Consider the following 26,543-nt stretch of genomic DNA (forward strand, 5'->3'; position numbering starts at 1 on the left):
CGCCGGAGCCGCTGGCGGCGACTAATGCGCCGCGCCGTCCCAGCTGCGGCCGTATCCCACCGACACCTCGAGCGGAACGTCCAGCGGGTAGGCCCCGCCCATTTTGTCGCGCACCAGCGCCTCGACGGTCTCGCGTTCGCCCTCGGCCACTTCGAGCAGGAGTTCGTCGTGCACCTGCAGCAGCATCCGTGACTTCAGGCCCGCGTCCTTGATCGCCTGGGCGACGTTGATCATCGCGACCTTGATGATGTCGGCGGCGCTGCCCTGGATCGGGGCGTTGAGCGCGGCGCGCTCGGCGGCCTCGCGCACGTTGCGGTTGCTGCTGTCCAGCTCCGGCAGATAGCGCCGGCGGCCCAGCACGGTGGAGGTGTAGCCGTCCTTGCGGGCCTGGTCGACGACGGACTGCAGGTAGTCGCGCACCCCGCCGAACCGGGCGAAGTACAGGTCCATCTGCTCCTTGGCCTCTTCGGTGGAGATCTTCAGCTGTGCCGACAGACCGTAGGCGGACAGCCCGTAGGCCAGGCCGTAGGACATCGCCTTGACCCGCCTGCGCAGTTCAGGGGTGACCTCGGAGATCTCCACACCGAAGGCGCGCGACGCGACGAACGAATGCAGGTCCTCGCCGGTGTTGAACGCCTCGATGAGGCCGGCGTCCTTGGACAGGTGCGCCATGATGCGCATCTCGATCTGGCTGTAGTCCGCTGTCATCAGCTCGGCGTAGCCGGCGCCCACCACGAACCCATCGCGGATCTCCCGGCCCGCTTCGGTGCGGATCGGAATGTTCTGCAGGTTGGGTTCGGTGGAAGAAAGCCGGCCAGTTGCCGCAATCGTCTGGTTGAACGTGGTGTGGATCCGGCCATCAGCAGCAACGGAATTCAGCAGACCGTCGACGGTGACCTTGAGTCGCGTGACATCGCGGTGGGTCAACAGATGCTGCAGGAACGGGTGGCCGGTCTTGTCGAACAGAGTCTGGAGAGCGTCGGCATCCGTGGTGTAGCCGGTCTTGGTCCGCTTGGTCTTGGGCATCTCCAGCTCGTCGAACAGCACCACCTGCAGCTGCTTGGGCGAACCGAGGTTGATCTGCTTGCCGATCACGCCGTAGGCCGCTTCGGCGGCGTCGCGGATCCCGTCACCGAAGGTGCTCTGCAGCTGCTTGAGTAGATCCAGGTCGACGGCGATACCGACCGATTCCAGATCCGCCAGCACCGTCTGCACCGGCAGCTCCATCTCACCGAGCAGGGCTGAGGAGTCGATGCGGGTCAGCTCGTCGTCGAGCGCGTCGGCCAGATCGATGACCGCCCTGGCCCGCAGGATGAGGGTCTGTACGGCCTGATCGTCGGTGCCCTCGCTGTCGTCGAGCAGTGAAAGCTGTTGCTGCTCAGGTGCATCCGCGCGCAGTTCGCGGCGCAAATATCGCAGCGAGAGATCGTCGAGGGTGAAGCTGCGCTGGCCGGGGCGCACCAGGTAGGCCGCCAGCGCGGTGTCGGAGGTGATCCCCGCCAGCGGCCAGCCGCGCCCGGCGAGGTCGTGAATGGCGAGTTTGGCCTCGTGCAGCGCCTTGGGCCTGTCCGCCGCCGCCAGCCAGTGGCCCAGCGCCGCCTCGTCCTCGGCGGTCAGGGTGGCGGTGTCGATATAGCAGCCCTCGCCGTCGGCGGCGGCGATCGCCAGCGCCGTCGCGTCGCCGTCGTAGGCCAGATGCGTGCCCACCACGGCCAGGCCCGAGCGTGCACCGCTGGAGGCGTGCTCGGCCAGCCAGGCCCCGACCGCACCCGGTGCCAGTGCGTCGCCGCGGACGTCGAAGCCCTCGTCGACCTCGGGGTCGGCCGACGCGAGGGTGTCGAACAACCGGTCGCGCAGTACCCGGAACTCCAGGTCGTCGAAAAGCCGGTGGATGTGGTCGCGGTCCCAGGGCTGCATCCGCAGGGTGTCCGGCGTCTGGGCCAGCGGAACATCCTTGACCAGTTCGGTGAGGTCACGGTTGAGCACGACGCTGCCGAGGTTGGCGCGCAGCGAGTCACCGACCTTGCCCTTGACCGCGTCGACGTTGTCGACCAGCGACTGCAGCGAGCCGTACTCGGCGATCCATTTGGTGGCGGTCTTCTCCCCCACTCCCGGGATACCGGGCAGGTTGTCGCTCGGGTCGCCGCGCAACGCCGCGAAATCCGGGTACTGCCGCGGCGTCAGCCCGTACTTGGCCTCGACCGCCTCGGGGGTGAAGCGGGTCAGCTCGCTGACGCCCTTGATCGGGTAGAGCACCGTGACGTCGTCACTGACCAGCTGCAGGGAATCCCGGTCGCCGGTGACGATCAGAACGCGGTACCCGTCGTTCTCGGCTTGGGTGGCCAGCGTCGCGATGATGTCGTCGGCCTCGAAACCCACCTCGGCGAGCACCGTGATGCCCAGCGCCACAAGGACTTCCTTGGTGATATCGATCTGGCCGCGGAACTCGTCGGGGGTGGCCGACCGGTTGGCCTTGTACTCCGGGAACTTCTCGGAGCGATGCGTCTGACGCGAGACGTCGAAGGCCGCCGCGATATGGCTGGGCTTCTCATCACGCAACAGATTGATGAGCATGGCGGTGAACCCGTAGACCGCGTTGGTGGTCAGGCCGTTCTTGGTCTTGAAGTTCTCGGCGGGCAGCGCGTAGAACGCCCGGAAGGCCAGCGAATTGCCGTCCAACAGCATCAACGTCGGCTTCTGGTCGGTAAGGCTCGCGGTCACGGCCCTAACTCTAGGCACCCGCTCCGACACGCAGGTGGTCGCGGGCCCGACCGATCAGCGCCCGGGCCGCGGCCCGGGTGAAGGTGGCCTCGGGCATAAACGCAGCGAACCCCGAGTTTGTGGTGACATGACCGAACGCACCGTCGTGATCTACGCCAACCCTCGCGGACCGCAGTCCCGCGCCAATGCGGCACTGCTGCGTGCCATCGCCGGACGGCCGGGGCTCGAGATTCGCGATCTCGCCGTGCTGTACCCCGATGGTGTCATCGACGTCCGCGCCGAGCAGGAGGCCCTGGAGCAGGCCGATCACGTCATCCTGCAGTACCCGACGTACTGGTACTCGGTACCAGGGCTGATGAAGACCTGGCTGGACGAGGTGATGACGCCCGGATGGGCCTACGGACCCGGCCGCCCGGGCGCACTGGTCGGCAAGACACTGCGCGTCGCGACCACCACGGGCGGAACGACGGACGGCTATCAGCCCGGCGCGTTGCACGGATTTCAGTACGCCCAACTCCTGGCACCGCTACAGGCCACAGCGCGTCGGCTCGGGATGGAGTTCGTCGAGCCGTTCGTCCTGCACGGAATCCGGGACCTGAGCGATGCCGAGCTCGCTGAAGCCGCCGAGCGGTACGCGCAGTCACCGGTGGTCGCCGTCGCGAGCTGACCGGCTGGCGGACAACAGACTGTTCGACAAGGCCACCGGCCAAGCACCCCGAACGACTCACCGACCCCCGCGAATCGGCTCCCACGTGACGATGGGCAGCACGTCGGGGGCATGCAGGGTGCACACGGCAAGGGTGTACGTGCCTCCCCCGGCGATCGCACGCACGACGCGAACTCGAGCGGGGTGCCGACATTCCTCGCCGTTGACGAGGAACTCGCACGCAGTCATCTCGATCATCCTTTCTTCAAGGACGACCGTATGGCCCTGAGCATCCGTCGTCTTGTGCCGGCGAGCCAACATCGCGCACAGCGCTTGTGGAACCGGCACGACCGCTAGGTCGCGACAACCCCCTTTGCGCGCAGCAGTGGCAAGACGCCCTCAGCGAACCAGTACGCCTCTTCCAGGTGCGGGTAGCCGGACAGGATGAACTCGTCGAATCCCAGCGAGTGGTACTCCCAGATCAGGTTGGCGACTTCCTCGTGGCTGCCGACCAGGGCGGTTCCCGCTCCGCCGCGCACCAGTCCGACACCGGCCCACAGGTTGGGGTAGATCTCGAGCTCGTCGACTCGCCCGCTGTGCAGGGCGGCCATTCTGCGTTGCCCCTCAGACTGGGAGCTGGTGTGCAGCTTCGTGGCCTGCGCGATCTGCTCGGGCGTGAGCTCCTTGACCAACTCCTCGGCCACCGCCCACGCCGCCGCCGAGGTGTCCCGCGTGATGGTGTGCAGGCGGATACCGAACTTCATCGTGCGACCGCGCCGCTCGGCGAGCTCACGAACCTGATTGATCTTCGCCGCAGCGGCTTGTGGCGGCTCGCCCCACGTCAGGTATACGTCGACATGCTCGGCCGCGATCGGCAGCGCCGCCGCCGACGACCCGCCAAAGTAGAACTGCGGTATCGGGTTTGGTGGCTCGGATACACGTCCGTCACGGATTGTGAAGTACTCGCCCTTGAAGTCGAACGTCTCATTCTCCCAGACCGACTTGACGATGTGCAGGAATTCACCAGTGCGCGAATATCTTTCGTCGTGACTGAGCCAGTCCCCGAACCTGCGCTGCTCGGAATCATCGCCCCCGGTGACCACGTTGAGCAGCAGCCTGCCGTCGGAGAACCGCTGAAAAGTGGCCGCCTGCTGCGCGGCCAGGGTGGGTGGCACCAGTCCGGGGCGGAATGCCACCAGGAACTTCAGCCGTTCGGTTTCGGCGAGCATCGCCGACGCCGTCAACCAGGCGTCCTCACACCAGGTTCCGGTCGGTGTCAACACCCCCTCGTAACCGAGTCGATCTGCGGCGCGAGCGATCTCCGCGAGATAGCGCCGCGTCGGGGCGCGATACCCCTCGGGGATCGCGTGATGCGACGACGCGTGGGATGCCCCGACGATCGACCGGCTGTCACCGTTGGTGGGCAGGAACCAGAAGAACTTTGCCGACATTGCGACCCCCCTAGTTGGCGCTGATGACACTGGACTGCAGAGCGCCGTTGTAGCGGCGATCGACCCACTTACCGAAGTCCGGCGCGGACTGGATCTGCCCCGACGCGGCGAACAGGTCGGCCAGCTTCTGCTCCGATGCCACAACCTGGTCGGTCAATTCCGTGGGCAACCGCAGGCTCCTGCCCTGGGACACCTCGGCGACCTTCGGGTCCAAACCGACTGCGGCGGCATACTTTGCGGCCCACTGCGCGGGATTGTCCTGCGCCCACTTCGCCGCCTTGGCGAACCGCACCAACAGATCCGACAGTGCCGTGTTGCGCTTCGGGTCGGCCAGTGCCGCATCGGAAGCCACCCCAAACCAGTAGCCGTTCGTCACGCCCTTGGCTTCGGCGATGCTGCGAACCTTCAACTGCTGCTCGGCCTGCGCGGTGTAGGGATCCCAGATCGCCCACGCATCGGCCTGACCGGCGCGGAACGCCGACAGCGCATCGGCGGGCTGCAGGAACACGAGCTTGACGTCGGCAGGGCTCAGTCCCGCCTTGTCCAGCTGCCCGAGCACGTTGCCGTGCGCCGAACTGCCCTTGGCCACCAGGATCGTCTTGCCCCGCAGCTCGGCGACAGAGGTGATCGGCGAATCAGCCTGCACCAGGATCTGGTCGCCCACGCCGCCACCGTTGTAGGCCGACACGACCTTGACCTTGGCACCCGAAGCGGCACCGAAGATGGGTGGGGTGTTGCCGGTGATCGCGAAGTCGATCTTGCCCGCAGTGGCCGCCTCGACCTGGGGCGGACCCGACGTGAACGTCGAGAACTCGATCTTGTACGGCAAGTTGTCCAACGCGCCTGCGGCCCGCAGCAGGGATTCCGTTCCACCCTTCTGGTCACCCACAGCCAACGTGAGACCGGCCAATTCGGTGAGCGGAACGGTCTCGGGTGCCGACGTCGCGCCGGTGTTGTCCGTGCGCGACACGCAGCCGGTTAACAGCAGCCCAGCCATGGCCAATACAGCGACGATGGCGCGGATCATTCTGCGGTGCAAGGTGACTCCTGTCAGAGTTGCACGCCGAGCTGCGTCAGCAGCTCAACGCGATGGTGTTCGGACTGGGCCGACGGGCTACCGGCTGGCCGGCGAGGATCGGTGATCTCGGTCTGATGCACCACGGCGCCGGACTCCAGTACCAGCACCCGGTCGGCAAGTGCGACGGCCTCGTTCACATCGTGGGTGACCAGCAGCACGCCGAAACCGTGCCTGCGCCACAGGTCCAGCAGCAACGACTGCATGCTCAGCCGGGTCAGCGCATCGAGGGCACCGAACGGCTCATCGAGCAGAAGCAATTCGGGTTCGGCGACCAGCGCCCGGGCCAGCGACACCCGCTGCGCCTGGCCGCCGGACAGGGTCAGTGGCCAGGCATCGGCACGCTCGGAGAGTCCGACGTCGGCCAGCGCCTGGTCGGCTCGAGTGGCGACCTCGGCACGAGGCAGCCGGAACCGGGTCAGCCCGTATCCGACATTGGTGCGCACCGTGCGCCACGGGAACAGCCGGGGCTCCTGGAACGCCAGCGCGGGGGCACCCGCGACGGTGCGGTCGCCGGTGTGGTCGTCGGACAACCCCGCCAGCACTCGCAGCACTGTCGACTTGCCGGAACCGCTGCGGCCCACCAGCGCGACGATCTCCCCCGACCCGACGGTCAGGGAGACGTCGCGCAGCACCTGCTGGTCGCTGTACCACTTGTCGATGTGCCGAAGTTCGGCGGCGTGTTCGGTCTTGCGGTCCGAGGTCAGCGTCATGAGCGGTACCTCAGCGCCCGGCGTTCCAGCGCCCGCACGACGGCGTCGGTCGCGATTCCCAGCAGCGCGTAGACGACGAGCCCGAAGATGATGATGTCGATCCGCAGGAAGTCACGGGCGTTGTTGATCAGGAAGCCGATGCCTTTGTCGGCGTTGATCTGTTCGGCCACGATCAGGGTCAGCCAGGCGATGGCGAGCGACTGCCGGAATCCGACCAGCACTTGTGGGGCCGCGCTCGGGATGATGATGTGGCTGAACCGTTGGCGGAACGAAAAGCCAAGCACGTCAGCGGTTTCGAATAGTTTCGGATCGACCTGGCGGATCGCCGAGAACGTGTTGAGGTACAGCGGGAAGCTGACACCGAGGGCTACCAGGAGGACCTTGGGCAGCTCACCGATGCCGAACCACACAATGAACAACGGAATCAGACCGAGGTGGGGCAAGGCCCGAAGCATCTGCATGGGCGGATCGACGGTGGCCTCGGCCCATCGCGACAGTCCCACGACACTGCCCAGGCCCACGCCCACGATTCCGCCCAGCAGCAGGCCCTCGACCACTCGGATACCCGATACTCGCAGCGCATCGGCCAGCTGGCCGTTGCGGATCAGCTCCACCCCGGCTTCGGCGATCAGCGACGGTGCGGGCAGCACCTCCTGCGAGATGAGACCGATGGCACTGCCCAGCTGCCACAACGCCAGCAGCACCAGCGGCGAGATCCACCTCACGACGGCCCACCGGCGATGTCTGCGCTGCGCGGCCGTGCGACCTGCCGCCGGCAGTGCCGGCGCGGTGGCCGGCGCGGCAGGCGTTGTCACGACACATCCTCACGGCGGCGGAATACGGGCATGCGGCAGCCCGAAGCTGTCACGTCATTGGAGACTAGGAAGGCCCGTCGGCCGCGATAAGGGTTTGATTCGTGATGAAGAAATAGTGCGCGGGGGTCAGCGCCAGCCGTCGGCGGCTTTGGCGGCCTTCACGAGGGCGTCGCACAGATCCCGCAACTCGGCGGTGTCCGCACCCTCGTCGACCGCGGTCGCGACGTCCTCGGCGGCGCATCGCACCTGGTAGACCCGGTCGGAGAGCTCCGCGGCCTCGTCGGCGGTGAGGACCACGGCGTCGACCGGAACAGAGGTTCCCTTGACCATGGCGCGCTGCTCGTAGGCCCGCTGCCGACAGGATTGCCGGCAGTACTGCCTGCGCCGGCCCATCCCGGAATCGGCGACCTCACGCCCGCACCAACGGCACGGCTGCGGGCGGGTACGACGCGTCACGCCTTGAGACTGTAGACGGCCGCGGTCCCGGTATCATGGACAGTTGGGTCGGGAACTGCGGACAGGTGTCCTGCGTTTCTTATCTGGACTTCATATATGGCTTAGGAGATGTTGACGATGGCTGATCGTGTCTTGAGAGGCAGCCGGCTCGGAGCCGTGAGCTACGAGACGGACCGCAACCACGACCTGGCGCCGCGTCAGATGGCGCGGTACCGCACCGAAAACGGCGAGGAGTTCGACGTCCCGTTCGCCGACGACGCCGAGATCCCCGGCACCTGGTTGTGCCGCAACGGCCTGGAAGGCACCCTGCTCGACGGTGACCTGCCCGAGCCCAAGAAGGTCAAGCCGCCGCGCACCCACTGGGACATGCTGCTCGAGCGTCGCTCGGTCGAAGAACTCGACGAGCTGCTCAAGGAGCGCCTTGATCTGATCAAGACCAAGCGCCGCGGTAGCTGACCTCTAGCGGACGACGCCGCGGGCGCGGTCCACGCGCCCGCCGATACCCCACTGGGCGACCTTCACCATCGCCTCGCGGATGTTCGACCCGCTCATCTTCGACACGCCGAGCTCACGCTCGCTGAACGTGATCGGCACCTCGACGACGGTGAACCCGTTATTGATGCTGCGCCAGGTCAGGTCGATCTGGAAGCAGTAGCCCTTGGAGTCGACCGCGGACAGGTCGATCTTCTCCAGCACCTCGCGGCGGTAGGCGCGGTAACCGGCGGTGATGTCGTGGATGCCGACACCGAGCAGCACGCGCGAGTAGGTGTTGGCCGTCTTCGACAACACCAGACGCCGCCACGGCCAGTTGCGGACTGTCCCGCCGTCGACGTAGCGCGAACCGATCGCCAGGTCGGCACCGCCGTCGATGGCGTCGAGCAACCGGTAGAGCTGCTCGGGGGCATGGCTGCCGTCGGCGTCCATCTCGACCAGCACGCTGTACTGGCGGCTCAGGCCCCAGGCGAAGCCGGCCAGGTACGCCGCGCCGAGGCCGTCCTTGACGGTGCGGTGCATGACGTGGATGCGGTCCGGGTCGGCCAGTGACAGCTCGTCGGCCAGGGCGCCGGTGCCGTCCGGGCTGCCGTCGTCGACCACCAGCACGTGGACGTCGGGTCGGGCTTTGTGCACCCGGCCCAGGATCAACGGCAGGTTCTCCAGCTCGTTGAAGGTGGGGATGATCACCAGGGTGCGCTGGCTGGGACGCTGTGCGCCCGTGTCAGAGCCCTTCTTGCCCTGGTCGCTCATGAATCTCCTTTGTCGTGCTGCCCAGCCAGGGCCGAGGGCGTTTCGCCCTCATCTGGCGGGGTGTCGTCATCGTCTGGACCCCCGGACCCGCTGGACCCGGCCCGCTCCTGCCGCCTGCGGCGCAACGGGCGCATGAACCATCCATTGTGCAGTATCGCCGCGCCAATCACGGCAACCGCTGCTCCCACCAGCACCCACTGCACCAACGGCCCCCACCGTGTCGCGGGCGTCTCGCTGGTCTTCAGCCGGACCGGGACGTCGAGATAGGCCGGGGTGAAGAACTCGGTGCGGGCGATCTCACTGCCGTCGGGGGCGATCACCGCGCTGATTCCGGTGGTTCCGGCCACCACCACGTAGCGGTCGTGCTCGACGGCCCGCGCCCGGGCGAACGCCAGCTGCTGTTCGCTCATGTTCTGGTCGAAGGTGGCGTTGTTGGTGGGCACCGTCAGCACCTGCGCGCCGTTGCGGACCGACTCACGCAGCGCGCGGTCGAAGATGACCTCCCAGCACGTCGCCACCCCGACCGGCACGCCTGCCGCGTGCACCACCCCATTGCCGGACCCCGGGACGAAGTAACCCGCCCGGTCGGCGTAGGACGACAGGTGCTTGAAGAAGCTGCGCCACGGCAGGTACTCACCGAACGGCTGGACGATCTGCTTGTCGTGCCGCTCGCCGGGCCCCGAGACCGGATCCCAGACGATGACGGTGTTCGACGCCGCCGGATTCTCCGGCGTCCAGTCCGGGCGGGCCAGTACGGTGCCGACCAGGATCGGCGCGCCGATAGCCTGCACGGCGACGGCGATCTGCGCAGCGGCGTCAGGGTTGGTCAGCGGGTCGATGTCCGACGAGTTCTCCGGCCACACCACGAACTGCGGTTGCGGTGCCCGCCCCGCCCGCACCTCCTCGGCCAGCTGCACCGTCTCGCGGACGTGGTTGTCCAGCACGGCACGGCGCTGGGCGTTGAACTCCAGCCCGAGCCGCGGGACGTTGCCCTGGATCGCGGCGACGGTCACTGTGGGCTCGTTACCGGCGCCGGCACGGCGGACCTGCGGTGCGGCTATCGCGGTGGTCAGCAGCACGGCGGTGATACACAGACCGGGCACCAGCACCGCGGCCAGCGACGGGGCGTCGGGCGTCTTGTGCGGGCCGCTGTGCTGCCACCAGCGCACGATCTCGATACCCAGCGCGCACAGCGAGGTGCCCAGCAGCGCGATGCCGAACGACAGCAGCGGCACCCCACCCAACTGCACCAGCGGCAGAAACGGCCCCCGGGTCTGACCGAAACCGACTACGCCCCAAGGGAATCCGCCGAAGGGCACATTGGATTTCAGCCATTCCTGCAGAGCCCACACCAGGGCCAGCCACAGCGGCCAGCCCGGCAGCGTGCGGACCACCACCGCGAACATGCCGAACACCGCGCAGAACAGTGCCTGCAGCGCTGCGAGGGCGAGCCACGGGACGGGGCCGACGAGTCCGCTGATCCACGGCAGCAGCGGGATGTAGAACGCCAGACCGAACAGCAACCCGTAGCCGAATCCGCCCGCCACGGTGGTCCTGGGATGGACCAGCACCCAGCTCAGCAGGACGAAGCTCAGGACCGCCGACCACCACCAGCCGATCGGCGGGAAGCTGATGCACATGGCCACGCCGGCCGTCGCCGTGGCCAGCAGCCGGAACATTCTCGGTGCCAGCGCTTCGCCGAGGCGCTGCAGTCGGCCCGGTCGCGGCTGGGTCTCCCGCTCGTCGACTCCGGTGTCAGCCATGCAGCACGACACCTCGGTGCACGGTCTGCAGGCAGTGCGGCAGCGGGTCGGCCGGGTACAGCCGCGGCAAGGCGGGGACCCGTGAGCGCGGATCGGTCGACCACCGCTGGACGCTGTCGGCGGGTGCATTCACGTCGAGCTGCAGTGCGTTGCCCCCCTCGCTTCGCCCCCCGCCAGAGACTCCCCACACCGCGTACGAGGCAGGCGCGCCGGGCACGAGGGTTCCGGTGATCCCGTCGCGTACGCCCGCGGCGCGCCAGGCGCCACGGGTGGCAGCGGCGAAAGCGGCGCGCATGGAGATGGCACTTCCCTGGGTGTGGTGGTGGCCGGCCGCGCGCACCGTCGCCCACGGATCGATGCTGGTCACAGGGGCATCTGAGCCGAACGCCAGGGGCACGCCTGCCGATGCTAACAGCGCCAGAGGGTTGAGCAGGGCGGCTCGGTCGATACCGAGACGGCGCGCATACATTCCAGTGTCACCGCCCCACAACGCGTCGAATGTGGGTTGCATGCTGGCGATGACACCCCACTGGCCCAGCTTGGCCGCCTGCTCGGCGGACACCATCTCCAGGTGTTCGAGCCGGTGTCCGCAGCGGGCCACCGCGGGCGCGCCGAACGTCCGCACCACCCGTTCCAGCGCGTCGACCACCGCGGTGACCGCGGCATCGCCGATGACGTGGAAACCGGCGGTGATACCCGCCTCGGTGCAGGCCATCAGATGCTCGGTGACGGCCTGGGGGTCGAGATAGCAGTTGCCGCAGGTGTCCGGGGCATCGGTGTAGGGCCGGCTCAACCACGCGGTGTGGGAGCCCAGCGCGCCGTCGACGAACAGGTCGCCGGCCAGTCCGCTGGCGCCGGTGGCGTCCAGCAGCGCCCGGGCCTGGGCGGCGCTGGACACGGCCTCACCCCAGTAGCCGACGACGTCCACCCCGTGTTCGGTGGCGCGCAGTTCCTGCCAGTCGTCGGTGCCGCCGATGTCGGGGCCGGCGCACTCGTGGACCGCCACGATCCCGGCGGCGGCGACGGCGTCCAACGCGGCGCGGCGGGCGTCGGCGCGCTGCTGCCAGGTCAGCAGCGAGCGGGCCTGGGCCCGCACCAGGTGATGCGCAGCTGCTGACACCGGCCGCTGCGGGTCGAAACCGGCGACCGCGGATAAACCGGGCACCAGGGCGCGCAGCGCGGTCGAGGCCACCGCGGAGTGCACGTCGACCCGGGCCAGGTAGGCCGGCGTCGGTCCGACGACCGCGTCGAGTTCGTCGGTGCTGGGGGCCTGGTCGCCGGGCCAGCGCGTGTCATCCCAGCCGTGGCCCCAGATCGGCTGGCCGGGATGGCTGGCGGCGTGCTCGGCGATCAGCCGCAGGCAGTGCTGTGCGGAGGTGGCCGCCGTCAGGTCCAGCCCGGTGAGCAGCAGCCCGGTGGAGGTCACGTGGATGTGGGAGTCCACGAAGGCAGGGGCCACGAAGGCGCCGTCGAGGTCGACGATGTCGGCGCCGCCGAACTGTGCCCGGCCGACGTCATCGCTACCCAGCCAGGCCACGACACCGTCGCGCACGGCCATCGCGGTGGCCTCAGGATGCGACGGGCTGTGCACGCGCCCGCCCAGCAGCAGAGTTGTCACGTCGGTCAGTGTCCCGCGAGGGAAGAAGAAGGTCGAAGCCGCGTGGCGCTAGTTGTAGCGCCGGACGATGTTGGCGTCGTGGATGCGGCCGTAGCCCTGATCGTCGATGACCTCGCCGTCGATGTAGTCACCGGTGTATCGCGGAGGTGAATACATCCGGCCGGGGGCGGTCAGGTTGACCACGCTGACCCGTCGGGCGATGCCCCGGGTGAGCAGGATCCCGGCCAGCGGGCGCACGGCGCTTCGGGTGGGCGGCAGCAGCATCAGAGCGCCCAGAGCCGTGGTGACCAGTCCCGGGATGAACACCAGAAATGTCCCGAGGGCCACCAGCATGCCGTCGGCCACCGCGCCCTGGGCGTTGGTGCGGGTCCGCTGCAAACGGGCGATCTGCCGCTTGACCTGGGAGCCGGCCAGCGCGACGCTGACCACCGAGGTGGCCAGCAGCACCAGCAGCGTCCAGCCCAGCCCGATAGACCAGGTCAGGGCGGCCAGCACCGCCAACTCGACGAGCGCGTAGACGAGAAACGTCCGCATCACCATGTACAGGCAACGACCCGGGGTGCGGCCGGGTTCCACCACCGACTGATAGGACCCTGTGAGTTTCAGGGGGCGCGCAGTTCCAGGCCGACGTTGCGGTGTGATCCGCCGCGCAGCTTGCTGAAGAAGTTGAAGACCTTGCCGAGCAGCCCGTAGCGGTTGCCGATGGCGCTGTAGACGGTCTCGATCTGGGCGTCGTCGAGCACGGTGGCCACCGCTTCGACGGTTTCGCCGGTCACCTTGCCCCCGCGGTCACAGACGGCGAGGGTCACCCGCGGGGTATTGCGGATCCGCTTGACCTTCCACGAGTCGCGGCCGGTGATGACCAGGGCCCGATCTCCGTCGGGTGCGATCCAGATCGGCGTCGGCTTGGGCCGGCCGTCCTTGGTGAACGTCGTCAGCGATACGTACTGCGCCTTGATCACGTCGGCGAAAGTGGTAGCCATGGCCACAATGTAGCTTCCCGAGTCGCTTCGCTCCTGCCCGCCGGATCTAGCGCGCTAGCGCGCTTCGAGATCGCCCTCGGTTTCCAGCAGCACCTGGCGCAACCCCTGCAGCGTCTGCGGATCGGGCTCGGCCCACATGCCGCGGCCGACCGCCTCCAGCAGCCGCTCCGACATGCTGTGCAGCGCCCACGGGTTCGACTCGTTCATGAACTTGCGGTTCTCCGGGTCCAGCACGTAGGCCTCGGTGAGCCGCTCGTACATCCAGTCGGCCATCACCCCCGCCGTGGCGTCGTAGCCGAACAGGTAGTCCACCGTCGCGGCCATCTCGAAGGCGCCCTTGTAGCCGTGCCGGCGCATCGCCGCCATCCACCGCGGGTTCACCACCCGGGCCCGGAACACCCGGGCGGTTTCCTCGGTCAGGGTGCGGGTCCGCACCGAATCGAACCGGGTGTTGTCGCCGATGTAGGCCGTCGGGGCCTGTCCGGTCAGCGCCCGCACGGTGGCGATCATGCCGCCGTGGTACTGGAAATAATCGTCGGAGTCGGCGATGTCGTGTTCGCGGGAGTCCAGGTTCTTCGCCGCCACCACGATCCGGCGGTACTGCGTCGACATGTCCTCGGCGGCCGGGCGGCCGTCGAGGTCTCGGCCGTAGGCGAACCCGCCCCACGCCGTGTAGACCTCGGCGAGGTCGGCGTCATCGCGCCAGTTGCGGTTGTCGATCAGCTGGAGCAGGCCGGCTCCGTAAGTGCCCGGCTTGGAGCCGAAAATCCTTGTGGTGGCTCGTCTCTCATCACCGTGCTCGGCGAGGTCGACCTGGGCGTGCGCGCGGACGAAGTTCTGCTCGACAGGCTCGTCGAGGGCGGCCACCATGCGCACCGCATCGTCGAGCATCGTCACGACGTGCGGGAAGGCGTCACGGAAGAACCCGGAGATCCGCACCGTCACGTCGATACGGGGCCGGGCCAGCTCATCGAGCGTGATCGCCTCCAGGTCGACCACCCGCCGGGACGCGTCGTCCCAGATCGGTCGGACCCCAAGCAGCGCCAGCACCTCGGCGATGTCGTCGCCGGAGTTGCGCATCGCCGAAGTGCCCCACACCGACAGGCCCACCGATCTCGGCCACTCGCCGTGATCCGTCCGGTAGCGCTCGAGGAGTGAATCGGCCATCGCGACACCGGTTTCCCAGGCCAGCTTCGAGGGCATGGCCTTGGGATCAACCGAGTAGAAGTTGCGTCCCGTGGGCAGCACGTTGACCAGTCCCCGCAGTGGCGAACCCGACGGGCCGGCCGGGATGAAGCGGCCTTCCAGCGCGCGCAGCACCGCGGCGATCTCGGTCGCTGTGCCAGCCAGCCGCGGCACCACCTCGTGCGCGGCGAACCGCAGGATCCCGGCGACGGCCGGGTCGGCGGTCAGGGCGTCGACGTGCCCGGCGTCCCAGCCGCTCGCCTGCAGCCCGGCGAGGAGGCCGCGGGCCTGCCCTTCGGCCTCGTCGACGGCGGCGCGGTCGTCAGTGCCGTCCTCAGCCAGGCCGAGGGCCTGACGCAGTCCGGGCATGGTCTGCTCGCCGCCGAACAACTGCCGGGCCCGCAGGATGGCCAGCACCATGTCCAGTTCGGCATCCCCGACCGGGGCCGCGCCGAGGACGTGCAGTCCGTCGCGGATCTGGACGTCCTTGATCTCGCACAGCCAGCCGTCCACTCCCAGCAACATGTCGTCGAAGGAGTCATCCGCGGGGCGTTCGGCCAGGCCGAGATCGTGATCCATCTTGGCCGCGCTCATCAACGTCCAGATCTGCTGGCGGATTGCGGGCAGTTTGGCCGGGTCGAGCGCGGCGATGTTGGCGTGTTCGTCGAGCAGCTGCTCCAGGCGTGCGGTATCGCCGTAGCTTTCGGCACGGGCCATCGGCGGGATGAGGTGGTCGACGATGGTGGCGTGCGCCCGCCGCTTGGCCTGGGTGCCCTCGCCGGGGTCGTTGACCAGAAACGGGTAGATCAGCGGCAGGTCGCCCAGCGCCGCGTCGGGACCGCAATTCGCCGACATCCCGACGGTCTTTCCTGGCAGCCATTCCAGATTGCCGTGCTTGCCGATGTGCACCACCGCATGCGCGCCGAAGCCATGTCGCAGCCAGAAGTAGGTGGCCAGGTAATGGTGACTGGGCGGCATGTCGGGATCGTGGTAGATGGCGATCGGATTCTCACCGAATCCACGCGGTGGCTGCACCAGGATCACGATGTTGTCGGATTGGATTGCCGCGACGACGATCTCGCCGTCGGGATCGCGGCTGCGGTCGACGAACAGCTCACCCGGCGGCGGGCCCCAATGCCGCACCATCGACTCGCGCAGTTCGCCTGGCAACGTCTCGAACCATGTCTGGTAGGCCGCCGCCGGGATCCGGATCGCCCGGTCGGTCAACTGTCCCTGCGTGAGCCAGTCCGGGTCCAGCCCACCACGCTCGATCAGCTCGTGCATCAACGCGTCACCGTCGCCGGCTTCCACCCCGGGTATCTCCCCGATCCGGTAGCCGTTGTCCCGCAACGCATTCAGGAGCGCCAGGGCGCTGGCAGGGGTGTCCAGCCCGACGGCGTTGCCGATCCGGCTGTATTTGGTCGGATACGACGAGAAGACCAGTGCTAGCCGTTTGTCCTGCGGGGCGACCCGGCGCAACGTGGCGTAGTTGACCGCCAGCCCGGCCACCCGGGCGCACCGCTCCGGATCGGGCACATAGGAAATCAGCCCCTCGGCGTCGATCTCCTTGAACGAGAAAGGCACCGTGATGATGCGGCCGTCGAACTCCGGAACCGCGACCTGGGTGGCCACGTCGCGGGGACTCAGACCATTGTCGCTGGCCGCCCAGGCCGCCCGTGAGCTCGTCAAGCAGAGCCCTTGCAGGATCGGGACATCAAGGGCAGCAAGGTGTTTGACATTCCAGCTGTCGTCGTCGCCGCCGGCGGTCACCGCCGCCGGCACCGCCGCACCCGCGGCGAGCACTGTCACCACCATGGAGTCGGCGGTTCCCAGCAGCTCCAGCAGTTCAGGCTCGGGCGTGCGCAGCGAGGTGCAGTACACCGGCAGCGGTAACCCGCCGGCCAGTTCGATCGCGCAGCACAGCGCCTCGACGTAGGCAGTGTTGCCGGCCAGCTGCTGGGCCCGGTAGTACAGCACAGCGACGGTGGGTGCGTCGGTGGGCACGGGTGCCCGGGACGACTCCGGGAAGCATGGGGTACCGGCAGGACACCCCGACCCGGCGCTGCATCCCCGGTTCAGCACCCCCCAAGAAGGGGTGTCCGCCGGCGGCGCGAAGCCGAAGCCGGTCATCAGCACGGTGTCGCAGAGGAAGGCGTACAGCTGCCGCAGGTTCTCCACACCGCCCTGCGCGAGGTAGATGTGGGTCTGCATGGCAATGCCGGCGGGCACGCTAGAGCGCTCCATCAGATCGGCGTCCGGCGCCTGCTCGCCGCTGACCACCACTGCCGGCACCCCGCTGGCGATGACGGTGTCGATGGTGTTCTGCAAGGCCCGGTAGCCGCCCAGCACCCGCACCACCGCCACGTCGGCGCCGTCGAGCAGCCCACCGAGTTCACCGGCAGCCAGCCGGGTCGGGTTCGCCCACCGGTAGTTCGCGCCGCCGGCGCGGGCGGTGATCAGGTCGGTGTCGGACGTCGACAACAGCAAGACAGTGGGAGGCACCCCCCATTCGTACCGTACGACCGCAGGTAGAGCCCATTCGGATCGTGGCTAGCGCAATGGTGTACGCCGGTGTGCACGGTGCCGAGGATCGCGTCATGACCTCTTCGATCGACGTTTCCAAGCTCGGCGCCAACATCGGCGCGGTGATCTCCGGTGTTCGTCTCGGCGGCCAGCTCGACCCCGCGACCGTCGACGGGATTCGCGCCGCGCTCCTGGAGCACAAGGTGATCTTCTTCCGCGACCAGCATCACCTCGACGACGACGGACAGGTCGCCTTCGCCCGGCTGCTCGGGGTCCCCACGATCGCCCATCCCACCGTGACCTCCCGGGGTGACACCGTGCTGCCGATCGACTCGCGATTCGGCGCCGCCAACGCGTGGCATTCCGACGTCACCTTCGTCGACCGCATCCCGAAGGCGTCGCTGCTGCGCGCGGTGACCCTGCCCAGCTATGGCGGCAGCACGGTGTGGGCATCCACCGAGGCGGCCTACGACCAGCTGCCCACGCCGCTGCGGGCGCTGGTCGAGAACCTGTGGGCAACGCACAGCAACGTTTACGACTACGCCGCTGACCGTCCCGAACTCGACGGGGAACTCACCGACGACGCCAAGCAATACCGCGACGAATTCGTGTCCGACTACTACGAGACCAATCACCCGGTGGTGCGGGTGCACCCCGAGACCGGCAAGCGGGTCCTGCTGCTGGGCAACTTCGTCAGGGGGTTCGTCGGACTGGGCAGTGCCGAGTCGGCCACCCTGTTCGCGCTGCTGCAGAACCGCATCACCCGGCTGGAGAACACCGTGCGGTGGACGTGGGCCGAAGGCGACCTCGCGGTGTGGGACAACCGTGCCACCCAGCACTACGGCGTCGCCGACTACGACGGTCAGCCGCGTTATCTGCGGCGGGTGACATTGGCCGGTGACATCCCGGTCGACATCCACGGCGAGTTCGGCCAGTCGATCGCCGGCGACGCCTCGCACTACTCCGATGTGGTGGCCCCTGATGTGGCTGCCGCCCAGCCGGTTCCGGTCGGGTGATCTTCGGTAGCTGACGCCCGTACGGTGGACGGGTGAGCAGAACGCGCGATGACGACGCCTGCCCGGGTGCACTGCAGGTGCACAGGGCGGCCGACGGCGCGCTGGCCCGGTTGCGGGTTCCCGGCGGCATGATCACACCCGCCCAGCTGGAGGCGCTGGCGCACGCTGCCGTCGAGTACGGCAACGGCACCATCGAGCTGACGGTGCGCGGCAATCTGCAACTACGCGCGGTGCGCGACACCGAGGCCGTGGCCGAGGCGGCGGCCACCGCGGGACTGCTGCCGTCACCCAGCCACGAGCGGGTGCGCAACATCCTCGCCTCGCCGCTGTCGGGACGCGTCGGTGGACTGGCCGACGTGCGGCCGTGGGTCATCGAGCTGGACGCTGCCATCCAGGCCGACCCGCAACTCGCCGGGTTGCCCGGCAGGTTCATGTTCAGCATCGACGACGGCAGCGGTGACGTCTCGGGACAGCGCGCCGACGCCGGGGCGCATGTGCTGGGCGAGCGGGTCGCACTGTTGCTGGCCGGGCAGGACACCGGCGTCCGACTCGGTGCCGACGAGGTCGTTCCGGCCCTGCTCACCGTTGCCCGCCGCTTCGTGGATATCCGCGGAAATGCTTGGCGGGTCAGCGAATTGGACGATGCTTCTGCGCTGGTGTCCGGTTTCGCAGTGACCGAGCCGGCCGGGACCACCTATCCCCCGGCCTCGCGGCCGCCAGTGGGCTGGATTGTTCAGGACGACGAACGGGTGGCACTGGGCGCCGCGGTGCCGCTGGGCGTGCTGCAGGCCCGGCAGGCCCAGTTCGTGGCCGCGATCGACGCCCCGGTGGTGATCACGCCGTGGCGTTCGCTGCTGGTGTGTGACCTCTCCGAACCGGTGGCCGACACCTCGCTGCGGGTGCTCGCCCCGCTGGGCTTGGTGTTCGACGCGAACTCACGCTGGCTGAACGTCAGTGCGTGCGTCGGCAGCCCGGGCTGCGAGAAGTCGGCGGCAGACGTCCGGGCCGAGGCCACCAGGGCGGTGGCCGACCAGACTCAGAACGGGCATGTGCACTATGTGGGCTGCGAAAGGGCCTGTGGGAGTCCGCCGTCGGGCACAGTGCTGGTGGCCTCTGGCGACGGCTTCCAAGCCCTGGAACGCTAGGTCGTAGGGTGGTCAGGTGCTCGACTACACCCGCGACGCCGCCGAGATCTATCGGCAGTCGTTCGCGACGATCCGCGCCGAGGCTGACCTGGCCTCGTTTCCCGAGGATGTCGCACGCGCGGTGGTTCGCCTGATCCACACCTGCGGGCAGGTCGACCTCACCGAGCACGTCGCCTTCACCCCCGGTGTCGTGGCGGCGACGCATGCCGCGCTGGCCGCTGGCGCCCCCATCCTGTGTGACTCGTCGATGGTGGCCGCAGGTATCACGGCAGCGCGGCTGCCCGCGGGCAACGAGGTGGTGTCGCTGGTGGCCGACCCGCGCGCCCCTGAGCTGGCGAGGCGACGGGAGACCACGCGCTCGGCCGCAGGCGTGGAACTGTGGGCCGACCGGCTCGGCGGAGCGGTGCTGGCCATCGGAAACGCCCCCACCGCGTTGTTCCGGCTGCTGGAGTTGATCGACGAGGGTGTGGCGGCGCCGGTGTCTGTACTCGGCGGGCCGGTCGGGTTCGTCGGCTCGGCACAGTCCAAGGACGAACTGATCGCGCGCCCCCGCGGCATGGAGTACCTGGTGGTGCGGGGCCGCCGCGGCGGCAGCGCGATGGCGGCCGCGGCCGTCAATGCGATTGCGAGCGAACGCGAATGAGCGGCACGCTGTTCGGCGTCGGGCTGGGCCCGGGTGACCCTGAACTCGTCACGGTCAAGGCGGCCCGCACCATCGCCGAGGCCGACGTCGTGGCCTTCCACAGCGCCCGGCACGGCCGCAGCATCGCCCGCGCCATCGCCGAGCCCTACCTGCGGCCCGGACAGATCGAAGAGCACCTGGTCTACCCGGTGACCACCGAGAGCACCGACCACCCGGGCGGCTACAGCGGCGCCATGGAGGACTTCTACCGCGACTCCGCCGAGCGGATCGCCGCGCACCTCGACGCCGGGCGCGACGTCGCATTGCTCGCCGAGGGCGACCCGCTGTTCTACAGCTCCTATATGCACATGCATACCCGGCTCACGGCACGGTTCACGGCGGTGATCATCCCCGGGGTGACGTCGGTCAGTGCGGCGTCGGCAGCGATCGCCACCCCGCTGGTGACCGGCGACGAGGTGCTCTCGGTGTTGCCGGGCACCTTGCCGGTACGCGAGCTGGCCCGACGGCTCGCCGACGCCGACGCCGCGGTCGTGATGAAGCTCGGTCGCACCTATCCACAAGTGCGCGAAGCGCTTTCGATCGCAGGCCGCCTCGACGAGGCGTTCTACGTCGAGCGGGCCAGTACCGACGCGCAGCGGGTGCTGCCCGCGGGCGAGGTCGATGTGGACAGCGTGCCGTACTTCTCGATCGCGATTGTTCCCGGAGCCGCCTCGGCGGCGACATCAGACATGGGAGCCGCCTCGGCGGCGACATCAGACACGGGAGTCGCCCGGCCGGCCAAGCCCGTGACCGGTGGGGTCGCGGTCGTCGGCCTGGGCCCCGGTGACCTCGACTGGATGACCCCGCAGAGCCTCCGCGAGCTGGACGCCGCCACCGACCTGATCGGCTACGGCCCGTATCTCGACCGGATTCCGTTGCGCGCCGGTCAGATTCGCCATCCCAGCGACAACACCGATGAACCCGCTCGCGCCCGGCTGGCCTGTGAACTCGCCGAGCAGGGCCGCGCTGTCGCGGTGATCTCCTCGGGTGATCCCGGGGTGTTCGCGATGGCCACCGCCGTGCTCGAAGAGGCCAAGCAGTGGCCGGATGTGACGGTCCGGGTGATACCGGCGATGACGGCGGCCCAAGCGGTCGCCAGCCGGGTCGGCGCCCCGCTCGGACATGACTACGCGGTGATCTCACTGTCCGACCGGCTCAAGCCCTGGGACATCATCTCGGCCCGCTTGTCCGCCGCAGCCGCCGCCGATCTGGTGCTGGCGATCTACAACCCGGCATCGAAGACCCGCACCTGGCAGGTGGGTGCGATGCGGGATCTGCTGCTCGAGCACCGGGATCCGGGCACCCCTGTGGTGATCGGGCGCGACGTCGCCGGTCCGCAGGAGTCGGTGCAGATCGTGCGGCTTGCCGACCTGGATCAGGCCGACGTCGACATGCGTTGTCTGCTCATCATCGGCTCGTCGCAGACCCAGTGGTACGGCGACACGGTGTTCACCCCGCGGCGTTACCCGGGCTGAACTCACCCCCAATCGGTTTGCGTTCCCGTCGGCGTGGGCATCTCTCCCCTGGCCGCTACGGCGCACAGGGGCGTGGGTAGCGCGGCACCTACGCGACAGGCGGAGAGCTATGAACCTCACACGCACGAAGACCGTCGAGCAGTCGATCGCTGATACCGAGGAGTCCGATCACCAGCTGCGCAAGGAACTTGGGCCACTACAGCTGACCGTGTTCGGCGTCGGGGTGGTCATCGGGACGGGCATCTTCGTCCTGACCGGGGAGGCCGCCGGGGAGAAGGCCGGTCCGGCCATCGCGCTGTCGTTCGTCTTCGCCGGCATCGCGTGCGCACTGGCCGCGCTGTGTTACGCCGAATTCGCGAGCACGGTGCCGGTGGCGGGCTCGGCATACACATTCTCCTACGCCAGTCTCGGCGAGCTCGTCGCCTGGATCATCGGCTGGGACCTGATCCTGGAGCTCGGTCTCGGTGCGAGCACTGTCGCGGTCGGGTGGTCGAGCTATTTCGCCGACGTGATGAAGGGCATCGGGATCACCATCCCGGACTTCGCCTACGGCGACGGCCACAACCTCGTCGCCGCGGCCATCGTGCTGATCCTGACCGCGGTCCTGTGCGTCGGAATCAAGATCTCCTCGCAGGTGAATTTCGTGTTCGTGGTGATCAAGGTGGCCATCGTGCTGCTGGTCATCGTGGCCGGCGCGTTCTTCATCAAGACCGCCAACTACTCGCCGTTCATCCCGCCGTCGGGTTCGCCGGCCGCCGGCGGCGGGGACGTGACACCGTCGCTGCTGCAGGACATGGGCCTGGCTCCGGGCGCGTTCGGGATCAGTGGCATTTTCACCGGCGCCGCCCTGGTGTTCTTCGCCTACATCGGTTTCGACATCGTCGCGACTGCCGCCGAGGAGACCAAGAACCCGCAGCGGGACATGCCAATCGGCATCTTCGCCTCACTGGGCATCTGCACCATCCTCTACGTGGCGGTCTCACTCGTCGTCACCGGAATGGTCAAGTACACCGACATCAAGGTGGACGCCCCACTGGCCGAGGCATTCCGATCAGTCGGGCACCCGGGCTACGCCAACGTGATCTCGGTCGGCGCGCTGTTCGGGCTGACGACGGTCATGATGATCCTGATGCTCGGCCAGAGCCGGGTGTTCTTCGCGATGAGCCGCGACCGCCTGCTTCCCCCGGTCTTCGCGAAAGTCAGCCCCCGGTTCGGCACCCCGATCCGCACCACCCTGCTGACGGGCATCGTCGTCGCGCTGATCTCGACGTTCGTACCGTTGACGGCGCTGGCCGAACTGGTCAACATCGGCACCCTGTTCGCGTTCGTGCTCGTCGCCATCGGAGTGATCGTGCTGCGACGCACCCGGCCCGACCTCGAGCGCGCGTTCCGGTGCCCCTGGGTCCCGGTGGTGCCGGTGCTCGCCGTCCTCGCGGCGTTCTACCTGATGCTCAATCTGCCTGCCGCAACGTGGATCCGGTTCGGCATCTGGATGGTGCTCGGTATCGTCGTCTACTTCATCCACGGGCGCCGGCACAGCCGGCTCGCGACCGATCCGAACTACTCCCGCGAGGCTGACGCCGAGGCGGCGAAGAAACGGAACTCCGCGAGCGTGTGACGTCGCGCTACGACAGCCGCCGCACCCAGTCGACCGCCTCATCGACGGTGCCGATCGTCCACACGCCGGCCGGCAACGGTGGACGTTCGATCATCACCACGGGCACGCCGAGGTCGTGGGCGGCGTGCAGCTTGGCCCTGGTCAGCTCTCCCCCGCTGTTCTTCGTCACCAGGACATCGATCCCGTTGTCCCGCAACAGCGTGCACTCGCCGTCGTAGGCATACGGTCCCCGCGACAGCAGCACCCGATGGCGGGCAGGCAACACCTCGGGGTCGGGCGCGGTGACCACGCGGATCAGGAACCACGCGGCACTGTCGACGAACGGCGCGACCCCCGAGCGGCCCGTGGTCAGGAACACCCGCGAATAGCCCTGCCCGGCAACGACGTCGGCGGCCTCGGAGTCCGAGCTCACCACGATCGCACCATCGGGATCCCAGGCCGGCCGGGCCAGCACCACATACGGCAGTGTCAGGTCGTCACACGCCTGCGCCGCGTGCGCGGTCATCGTGGCTGCGAACGGGTGGGTGGCATCCACGACTGCGCCGATTCCGTTGTCGCGCAGCCACTGCACCAATCCGTCGACACCACCGAAGCCGCCGATGCGGACCGGCCCCACCGGCAGCGCCGGGTCCGGAACCCGGCCGGCCAGCGAGCTGACTATCTCGGTGTCCGGGTGCAGCCGGGCGGCCAGCGCCCTGGCCTCGCCCGTCCCGCCGAGGAGCAGGATGCGCATCAGTGCCTGCTGCCCCTGGTGCGCCCGGAGGAGTACAGGTAGCTGTCGGTGAAACCCTCGGCGGCAAGCACGTCGCCGACGATGATCACCGCGGTGCGGGTGATCGACGCGTCGTGCATCTGCTGCGCGATGTCGGCCAGCGTGCCCCGCAGGACGACCTCCTGCGGCCAGCTCGCGAATGCCACGACAGCCACCGGGGTGGCGGGCCGGTAGCCGGCGCCGAGCAGTTGCGGCACGATGTCGTCGATCCGGTGCGCGGCAAGGTGAATCACCAGCGTCCCGCCTGCCTTGGCCAGCGTGGTCAGGTCCTCACCGTCGGGCATTGCGGTGGACAACGTGGCCACCCGGGTCAGTGTGACGGTCTGCGCCACACCGGGCACGGTCAGTTCACGGCCGAGCGCGGCGGCCGCGGCGGCGAACGCCGGCACACCGGGCACGATGTCGTAACCGATTCCGAGTGCCTCGAGACGACGGCACTGCTCGGCCACGGCACTGTAGATCGACGGATCCCCGGAGTGCAGCCGGGCCACGTCGTGGCCGGCGGCGTCTGCGGCGGCGAGCTCGTCGACGATCTGGTCGAGGGTCAGCGGCCCGGTATCGACCACCTTGGCCCCCGGCGGGCACAGCGCCAGCAGGTCCTGCGGCATGATCGACCCGGCGTACAGGCACACCGGGCAGCGCTGCAGCAGTCGCTGCCCGCGCACGGTGATCAGGTCCGCCGCGCCCGGCCCGGCACCGATGAAGTAGATGGTCACAGTGCACTCACCGTCCACTGGGTGATCGGCATCGCCGGGCGCCAGCCGGTGAACCCGCCGAGCGGCTCACCGCGGTAGTGCTGGAACCGGCGCAGTTCACCGCCGCGACGTGAATACCATTCCAGGACAAGTGATTCAGACTCCGCTGTGACGGCATTGGCGACCAGTCGCCCGCCGGGCCGCAGCCGGTCCAGGCATGCAGCCAGCAGGCCGGGGTGGGTCAGGCCGCCGCCGATGAAGACGGCGTCGGGTTGCGGGGCGCCCTCGAAGCCGTCCGGTGCCGCGCCGCGGATATCGATGTCGGCGCCGAAGGCGTGGCTGTTGGCGAGGATGCGGTCCCGTCGCTCCTGGTGGGTTTCGAATGCGACGGCCCGGCAGCCGGGTGCGCTGCGGCACCATTCGACGGCGATGCTGCCGGAGCCGGCCCCGACATCCCACAACAGTTCACCGGGGCGCGGCGCGAGCGCAGCCAGGGTGACCGCCCGGATGGTCTGCTTGGTGAGCTGGCCGTCGTGGTGCAAGACGTCGTCGGGTAGCGCCTGGGCGATCCGCTCGTCGGGCAGGTACTGGACGGCGACGACGTTGAGGTCGTCGACATCGCCGGGCGGTGCGGCGGCCCACGCGTCGGCCGCGTGGCTGCGGACCCGTTCCCCGGACCCACCGAGTTGCTCCAGCACGGTGAACTCCGAAGTGCCGCGGCCGGTTTCGACGAGCAGCCGGGCGAGCTCCGTGGGTGTCGCGGCGCCGCGGGACAACACCACCGCCTGGCCACCGCGGCGCACCGCGGTATGCACCGGGGCGGTCACGAGGCTGATGACCTCGGTGTCCTGCGCGGCCCAGCCCATCCGGGCACACGCCAGCGTCACCGACGACACATGCGGCAGCACCCGCACCCGGCCGGCGCCGTGCAGCCGGATCAGCGAGGTGCCGATACCGTGCAGTAGCGGGTCACCGCTGGCGACCACATGGATGTCAGTGGCCGGGTCGTCGTCGAGCAGCCGCGCCAGTGCGGGCATCATCGGCGACGGCCAGGTTTGCCGGGGGGCGGCGACCGTGTCGTCGAGCAGGTCGAGCTGACGCTGTGACCCGTAAACAACTGTTGCGGAATGTAATTCACGGCGGGATTGCTCGGAGAGCCCGGCCATGCCGTCGGCTCCGATACCGACCACCACGATCATCGGGGCAACCTCCGCCAGACCGCTTGCGGCAGCAGCTTCATCCCGAAGAACATCGGCCGCAGCGCCCACGGCACCCACACGGTGCGGCGGCCCTTCGACAGCGCGCGGACGGTCGCCTCGGCGACCTGGGCGGGCGTGCTGGACAGCGGTGCGGGGTCCATGCCCTCGGTCATCCGGCCGATGACGAAGCCCGGCCGCACGATCAGCAGCCGCACCCCGGTGCCGTGTAGCGCGTCGGCAAGTCCGGAGGCGAACCCGTCGAGGCCGGCCTTGGCCGAGCCGTACACATAGTTGGCCCGGCGCACGCGCACCCCGGCGACCGAGGAGAACACCACCAGCTCCCCCCGGTCCGCGCTGCGCATCGCGGTCGTGAGGTGGGTCAGCAGGCTGATCTGCGCGACATAGTCGGTGTGCACGACCGCGACGGCATGGGCGGCGTCGGCTTCGGCGCGGGCTTGGTCGCCGAGGATGCCGAACGCCAGCACTGCAGTGCCGATGGGACCGTGTTCGGCCACGAGCTGGTCGACCAGCGGGCCGTGGGAGGCGAGGTCGTCGGCGTCGAACTCGACGGTGTACACCGCGGCGGCCCCGGCGGCGCGAACCGCGGCCACCTCCGCGTCGAGCCGGTCGGCACCCCGGGCGGCCAGCACCACCGTGGCACCCCGCGCAAGCCGCGTCGCAACCTCCAGGCCGATCTCGCTGCGGCCACCGAAGATCACGACCGGCCCGGCCCCCGTGTCACTCACA

At 68.8% G+C, this 26,543-nt stretch carries 24 protein-coding genes; 7 read left to right on the forward strand and 17 right to left on the reverse strand.

Going from position 1 to position 26,543, the window contains the following annotated elements:
* Window positions 1-21: 21 nt before the first annotated feature.
* Window positions 22-2,685, reverse strand: coding sequence for a DNA polymerase I (gene polA / locus OG976_RS02095; protein ID WP_328363062.1), 2,664 nt, complete (start codon window positions 2,683-2,685; stop codon window positions 22-24).
* A 163-nt stretch (window positions 2,686-2,848) separates the two neighbouring features.
* Between polA and OG976_RS02100 the strand changes: the two genes are divergently transcribed.
* Entirely contained in the window at window positions 2,849-3,388 is a 540-nt protein-coding gene (locus OG976_RS02100; RefSeq protein WP_328357239.1) for an NAD(P)H-dependent oxidoreductase, read from the forward strand.
* 57 nt (window positions 3,389-3,445) lie between these two features.
* On the opposite strand, the gene OG976_RS02105 is transcribed toward OG976_RS02100, so the two are convergent.
* The 6 genes from OG976_RS02105 to OG976_RS02130 all read right to left on the reverse strand — a co-directional run bounded on the left by OG976_RS02105 (window position 3,446) and on the right by OG976_RS02130 (window position 7,877).
* Entirely contained in the window at window positions 3,446-3,616 is a 171-nt protein-coding gene (locus OG976_RS02105) for a hypothetical protein (RefSeq protein ID WP_328357241.1), read from the reverse strand.
* 104 nt (window positions 3,617-3,720) lie between these two features.
* Complete coding sequence (locus OG976_RS02110) at window positions 3,721-4,818, reverse strand: LLM class flavin-dependent oxidoreductase (protein ID WP_328357244.1); 1,098 nt, start codon at window positions 4,816-4,818, stop codon at window positions 3,721-3,723.
* Window positions 4,819-4,828: 10 nt separating this feature from the next.
* On the reverse strand, window positions 4,829-5,845 hold the full coding sequence (locus OG976_RS02115) for an ABC transporter substrate-binding protein (protein ID WP_328363065.1): 1,017 nt from the start codon (window positions 5,843-5,845) through the stop codon (window positions 4,829-4,831).
* 23 nt (window positions 5,846-5,868) lie between these two features.
* Window positions 5,869-6,606: an ABC transporter ATP-binding protein gene (locus OG976_RS02120; protein WP_328357247.1), complete on the reverse strand. Its 738-nt coding sequence runs from the start codon at window positions 6,604-6,606 to the stop codon at window positions 5,869-5,871.
* Window positions 6,603-7,385, reverse strand: coding sequence for an ABC transporter permease (locus tag OG976_RS02125; protein WP_328363067.1), 783 nt, complete (start codon window positions 7,383-7,385; stop codon window positions 6,603-6,605). Before OG976_RS02125 ends, OG976_RS02120 begins: the two co-directional genes overlap by 4 nt.
* Window positions 7,386-7,547: 162 nt before the next feature.
* Window positions 7,548-7,877, reverse strand: a complete 330-nt coding sequence (locus OG976_RS02130; RefSeq protein ID WP_328357249.1) for a hypothetical protein — start codon at window positions 7,875-7,877, stop codon at window positions 7,548-7,550.
* Window positions 7,878-7,994: 117 nt separating this feature from the next.
* Between OG976_RS02130 and OG976_RS02135 the strand changes: the two genes are divergently transcribed.
* On the forward strand, window positions 7,995-8,333 hold the full coding sequence (locus tag OG976_RS02135; RefSeq protein WP_167101714.1) for an RNA polymerase-binding protein RbpA: 339 nt from the start codon (window positions 7,995-7,997) through the stop codon (window positions 8,331-8,333).
* 3 nt (window positions 8,334-8,336) lie between these two features.
* Here the strand turns inward: OG976_RS02135 and OG976_RS02140 are convergent, their stop codons facing one another.
* Genes OG976_RS02140 through cobN form a run of 6 tightly spaced genes read right to left on the reverse strand, consistent with a single transcriptional unit; the run spans window position 8,337 to window position 17,173 of the window.
* A complete protein-coding gene (locus OG976_RS02140; protein WP_328357255.1) occupies window positions 8,337-9,122 on the reverse strand; it encodes a polyprenol monophosphomannose synthase in 786 nt (261 codons plus the stop codon).
* Window positions 9,119-10,885, reverse strand: coding sequence for an apolipoprotein N-acyltransferase (lnt, locus tag OG976_RS02145; protein WP_442930405.1), 1,767 nt, complete (start codon window positions 10,883-10,885; stop codon window positions 9,119-9,121). Before lnt ends, OG976_RS02140 begins: the two co-directional genes overlap by 4 nt.
* On the reverse strand, window positions 10,878-12,503 hold the full coding sequence (locus OG976_RS02150; protein ID WP_328357258.1) for an amidohydrolase: 1,626 nt from the start codon (window positions 12,501-12,503) through the stop codon (window positions 10,878-10,880). The genes lnt and OG976_RS02150 overlap by 8 nt, the downstream gene beginning before the upstream one ends.
* Window positions 12,504-12,551: 48 nt before the next feature.
* Window positions 12,552-13,082, reverse strand: coding sequence for an FxsA family protein (locus tag OG976_RS02155; protein ID WP_328357261.1), 531 nt, complete (start codon window positions 13,080-13,082; stop codon window positions 12,552-12,554).
* 23 nt (window positions 13,083-13,105) lie between these two features.
* On the reverse strand, window positions 13,106-13,486 hold the full coding sequence (locus OG976_RS02160) for a PPOX class F420-dependent oxidoreductase (RefSeq protein WP_328357264.1): 381 nt from the start codon (window positions 13,484-13,486) through the stop codon (window positions 13,106-13,108).
* Between the two features lie 54 nt (window positions 13,487-13,540).
* Entirely contained in the window at window positions 13,541-17,173 is a 3,633-nt protein-coding gene (gene cobN / locus OG976_RS02165; RefSeq protein WP_328357267.1) for a cobaltochelatase subunit CobN, read from the reverse strand.
* A gap of 95 nt (window positions 17,174-17,268) precedes the next feature.
* Between cobN and OG976_RS02170 the strand changes: the two genes are divergently transcribed.
* From OG976_RS02170 to OG976_RS02190, 5 genes are all read left to right on the forward strand, one after another.
* Entirely contained in the window at window positions 17,269-18,210 is a 942-nt protein-coding gene (locus OG976_RS02170; protein ID WP_328357270.1) for a TauD/TfdA dioxygenase family protein, read from the forward strand.
* A 32-nt stretch (window positions 18,211-18,242) separates the two neighbouring features.
* The gene (gene cobG, locus OG976_RS02175) at window positions 18,243-19,355 is read left to right on the forward strand and encodes a precorrin-3B synthase (RefSeq protein WP_328357273.1); all 1,113 of its coding nucleotides are present in this window, start codon (window positions 18,243-18,245) and stop codon (window positions 19,353-19,355) included.
* 16 nt (window positions 19,356-19,371) lie between these two features.
* Window positions 19,372-19,998, forward strand: a complete 627-nt coding sequence (locus OG976_RS02180; protein WP_328357276.1) for a precorrin-8X methylmutase — start codon at window positions 19,372-19,374, stop codon at window positions 19,996-19,998.
* Window positions 19,995-21,512 (forward strand): precorrin-2 C(20)-methyltransferase, encoded by a 1,518-nt coding sequence (locus OG976_RS02185; RefSeq protein ID WP_328357279.1) that lies wholly within the window; start codon window positions 19,995-19,997, stop codon window positions 21,510-21,512. The genes OG976_RS02180 and OG976_RS02185 overlap by 4 nt, the downstream gene beginning before the upstream one ends.
* A 109-nt stretch (window positions 21,513-21,621) precedes the next feature.
* Window positions 21,622-23,130: an amino acid permease gene (locus OG976_RS02190; protein WP_328357282.1), complete on the forward strand. Its 1,509-nt coding sequence runs from the start codon at window positions 21,622-21,624 to the stop codon at window positions 23,128-23,130.
* Window positions 23,131-23,137: 7 nt separating this feature from the next.
* On the opposite strand, the gene OG976_RS02195 is transcribed toward OG976_RS02190, so the two are convergent.
* The 4 genes from OG976_RS02195 to OG976_RS02210 are packed head-to-tail and all read right to left on the reverse strand — an operon-like array spanning window position 23,138 to window position 26,542.
* Entirely contained in the window at window positions 23,138-23,863 is a 726-nt protein-coding gene (locus OG976_RS02195; protein ID WP_328357285.1) for a cobalt-precorrin-6A reductase, read from the reverse strand.
* Window positions 23,863-24,618: a precorrin-4 C(11)-methyltransferase gene (gene cobM, locus OG976_RS02200; RefSeq protein ID WP_328357288.1), complete on the reverse strand. Its 756-nt coding sequence runs from the start codon at window positions 24,616-24,618 to the stop codon at window positions 23,863-23,865. The genes OG976_RS02195 and cobM overlap by 1 nt, the downstream gene beginning before the upstream one ends.
* A complete protein-coding gene (cbiE, locus tag OG976_RS02205; protein ID WP_328357291.1) occupies window positions 24,615-25,796 on the reverse strand; it encodes a precorrin-6y C5,15-methyltransferase (decarboxylating) subunit CbiE in 1,182 nt (393 codons plus the stop codon). The genes cobM and cbiE overlap by 4 nt, the downstream gene beginning before the upstream one ends.
* Window positions 25,793-26,542 (reverse strand): SDR family NAD(P)-dependent oxidoreductase, encoded by a 750-nt coding sequence (locus OG976_RS02210; protein WP_328357294.1) that lies wholly within the window; start codon window positions 26,540-26,542, stop codon window positions 25,793-25,795. Before OG976_RS02210 ends, cbiE begins: the two co-directional genes overlap by 4 nt.
* Window position 26,543: the final 1 nt, after the last annotated feature.

Origin of the sequence: Mycobacterium sp. NBC_00419, from assembly GCF_036023875.1 — a bacterium.
GTDB lineage: Bacteria > Actinomycetota > Actinomycetes > Mycobacteriales > Mycobacteriaceae > Mycobacterium.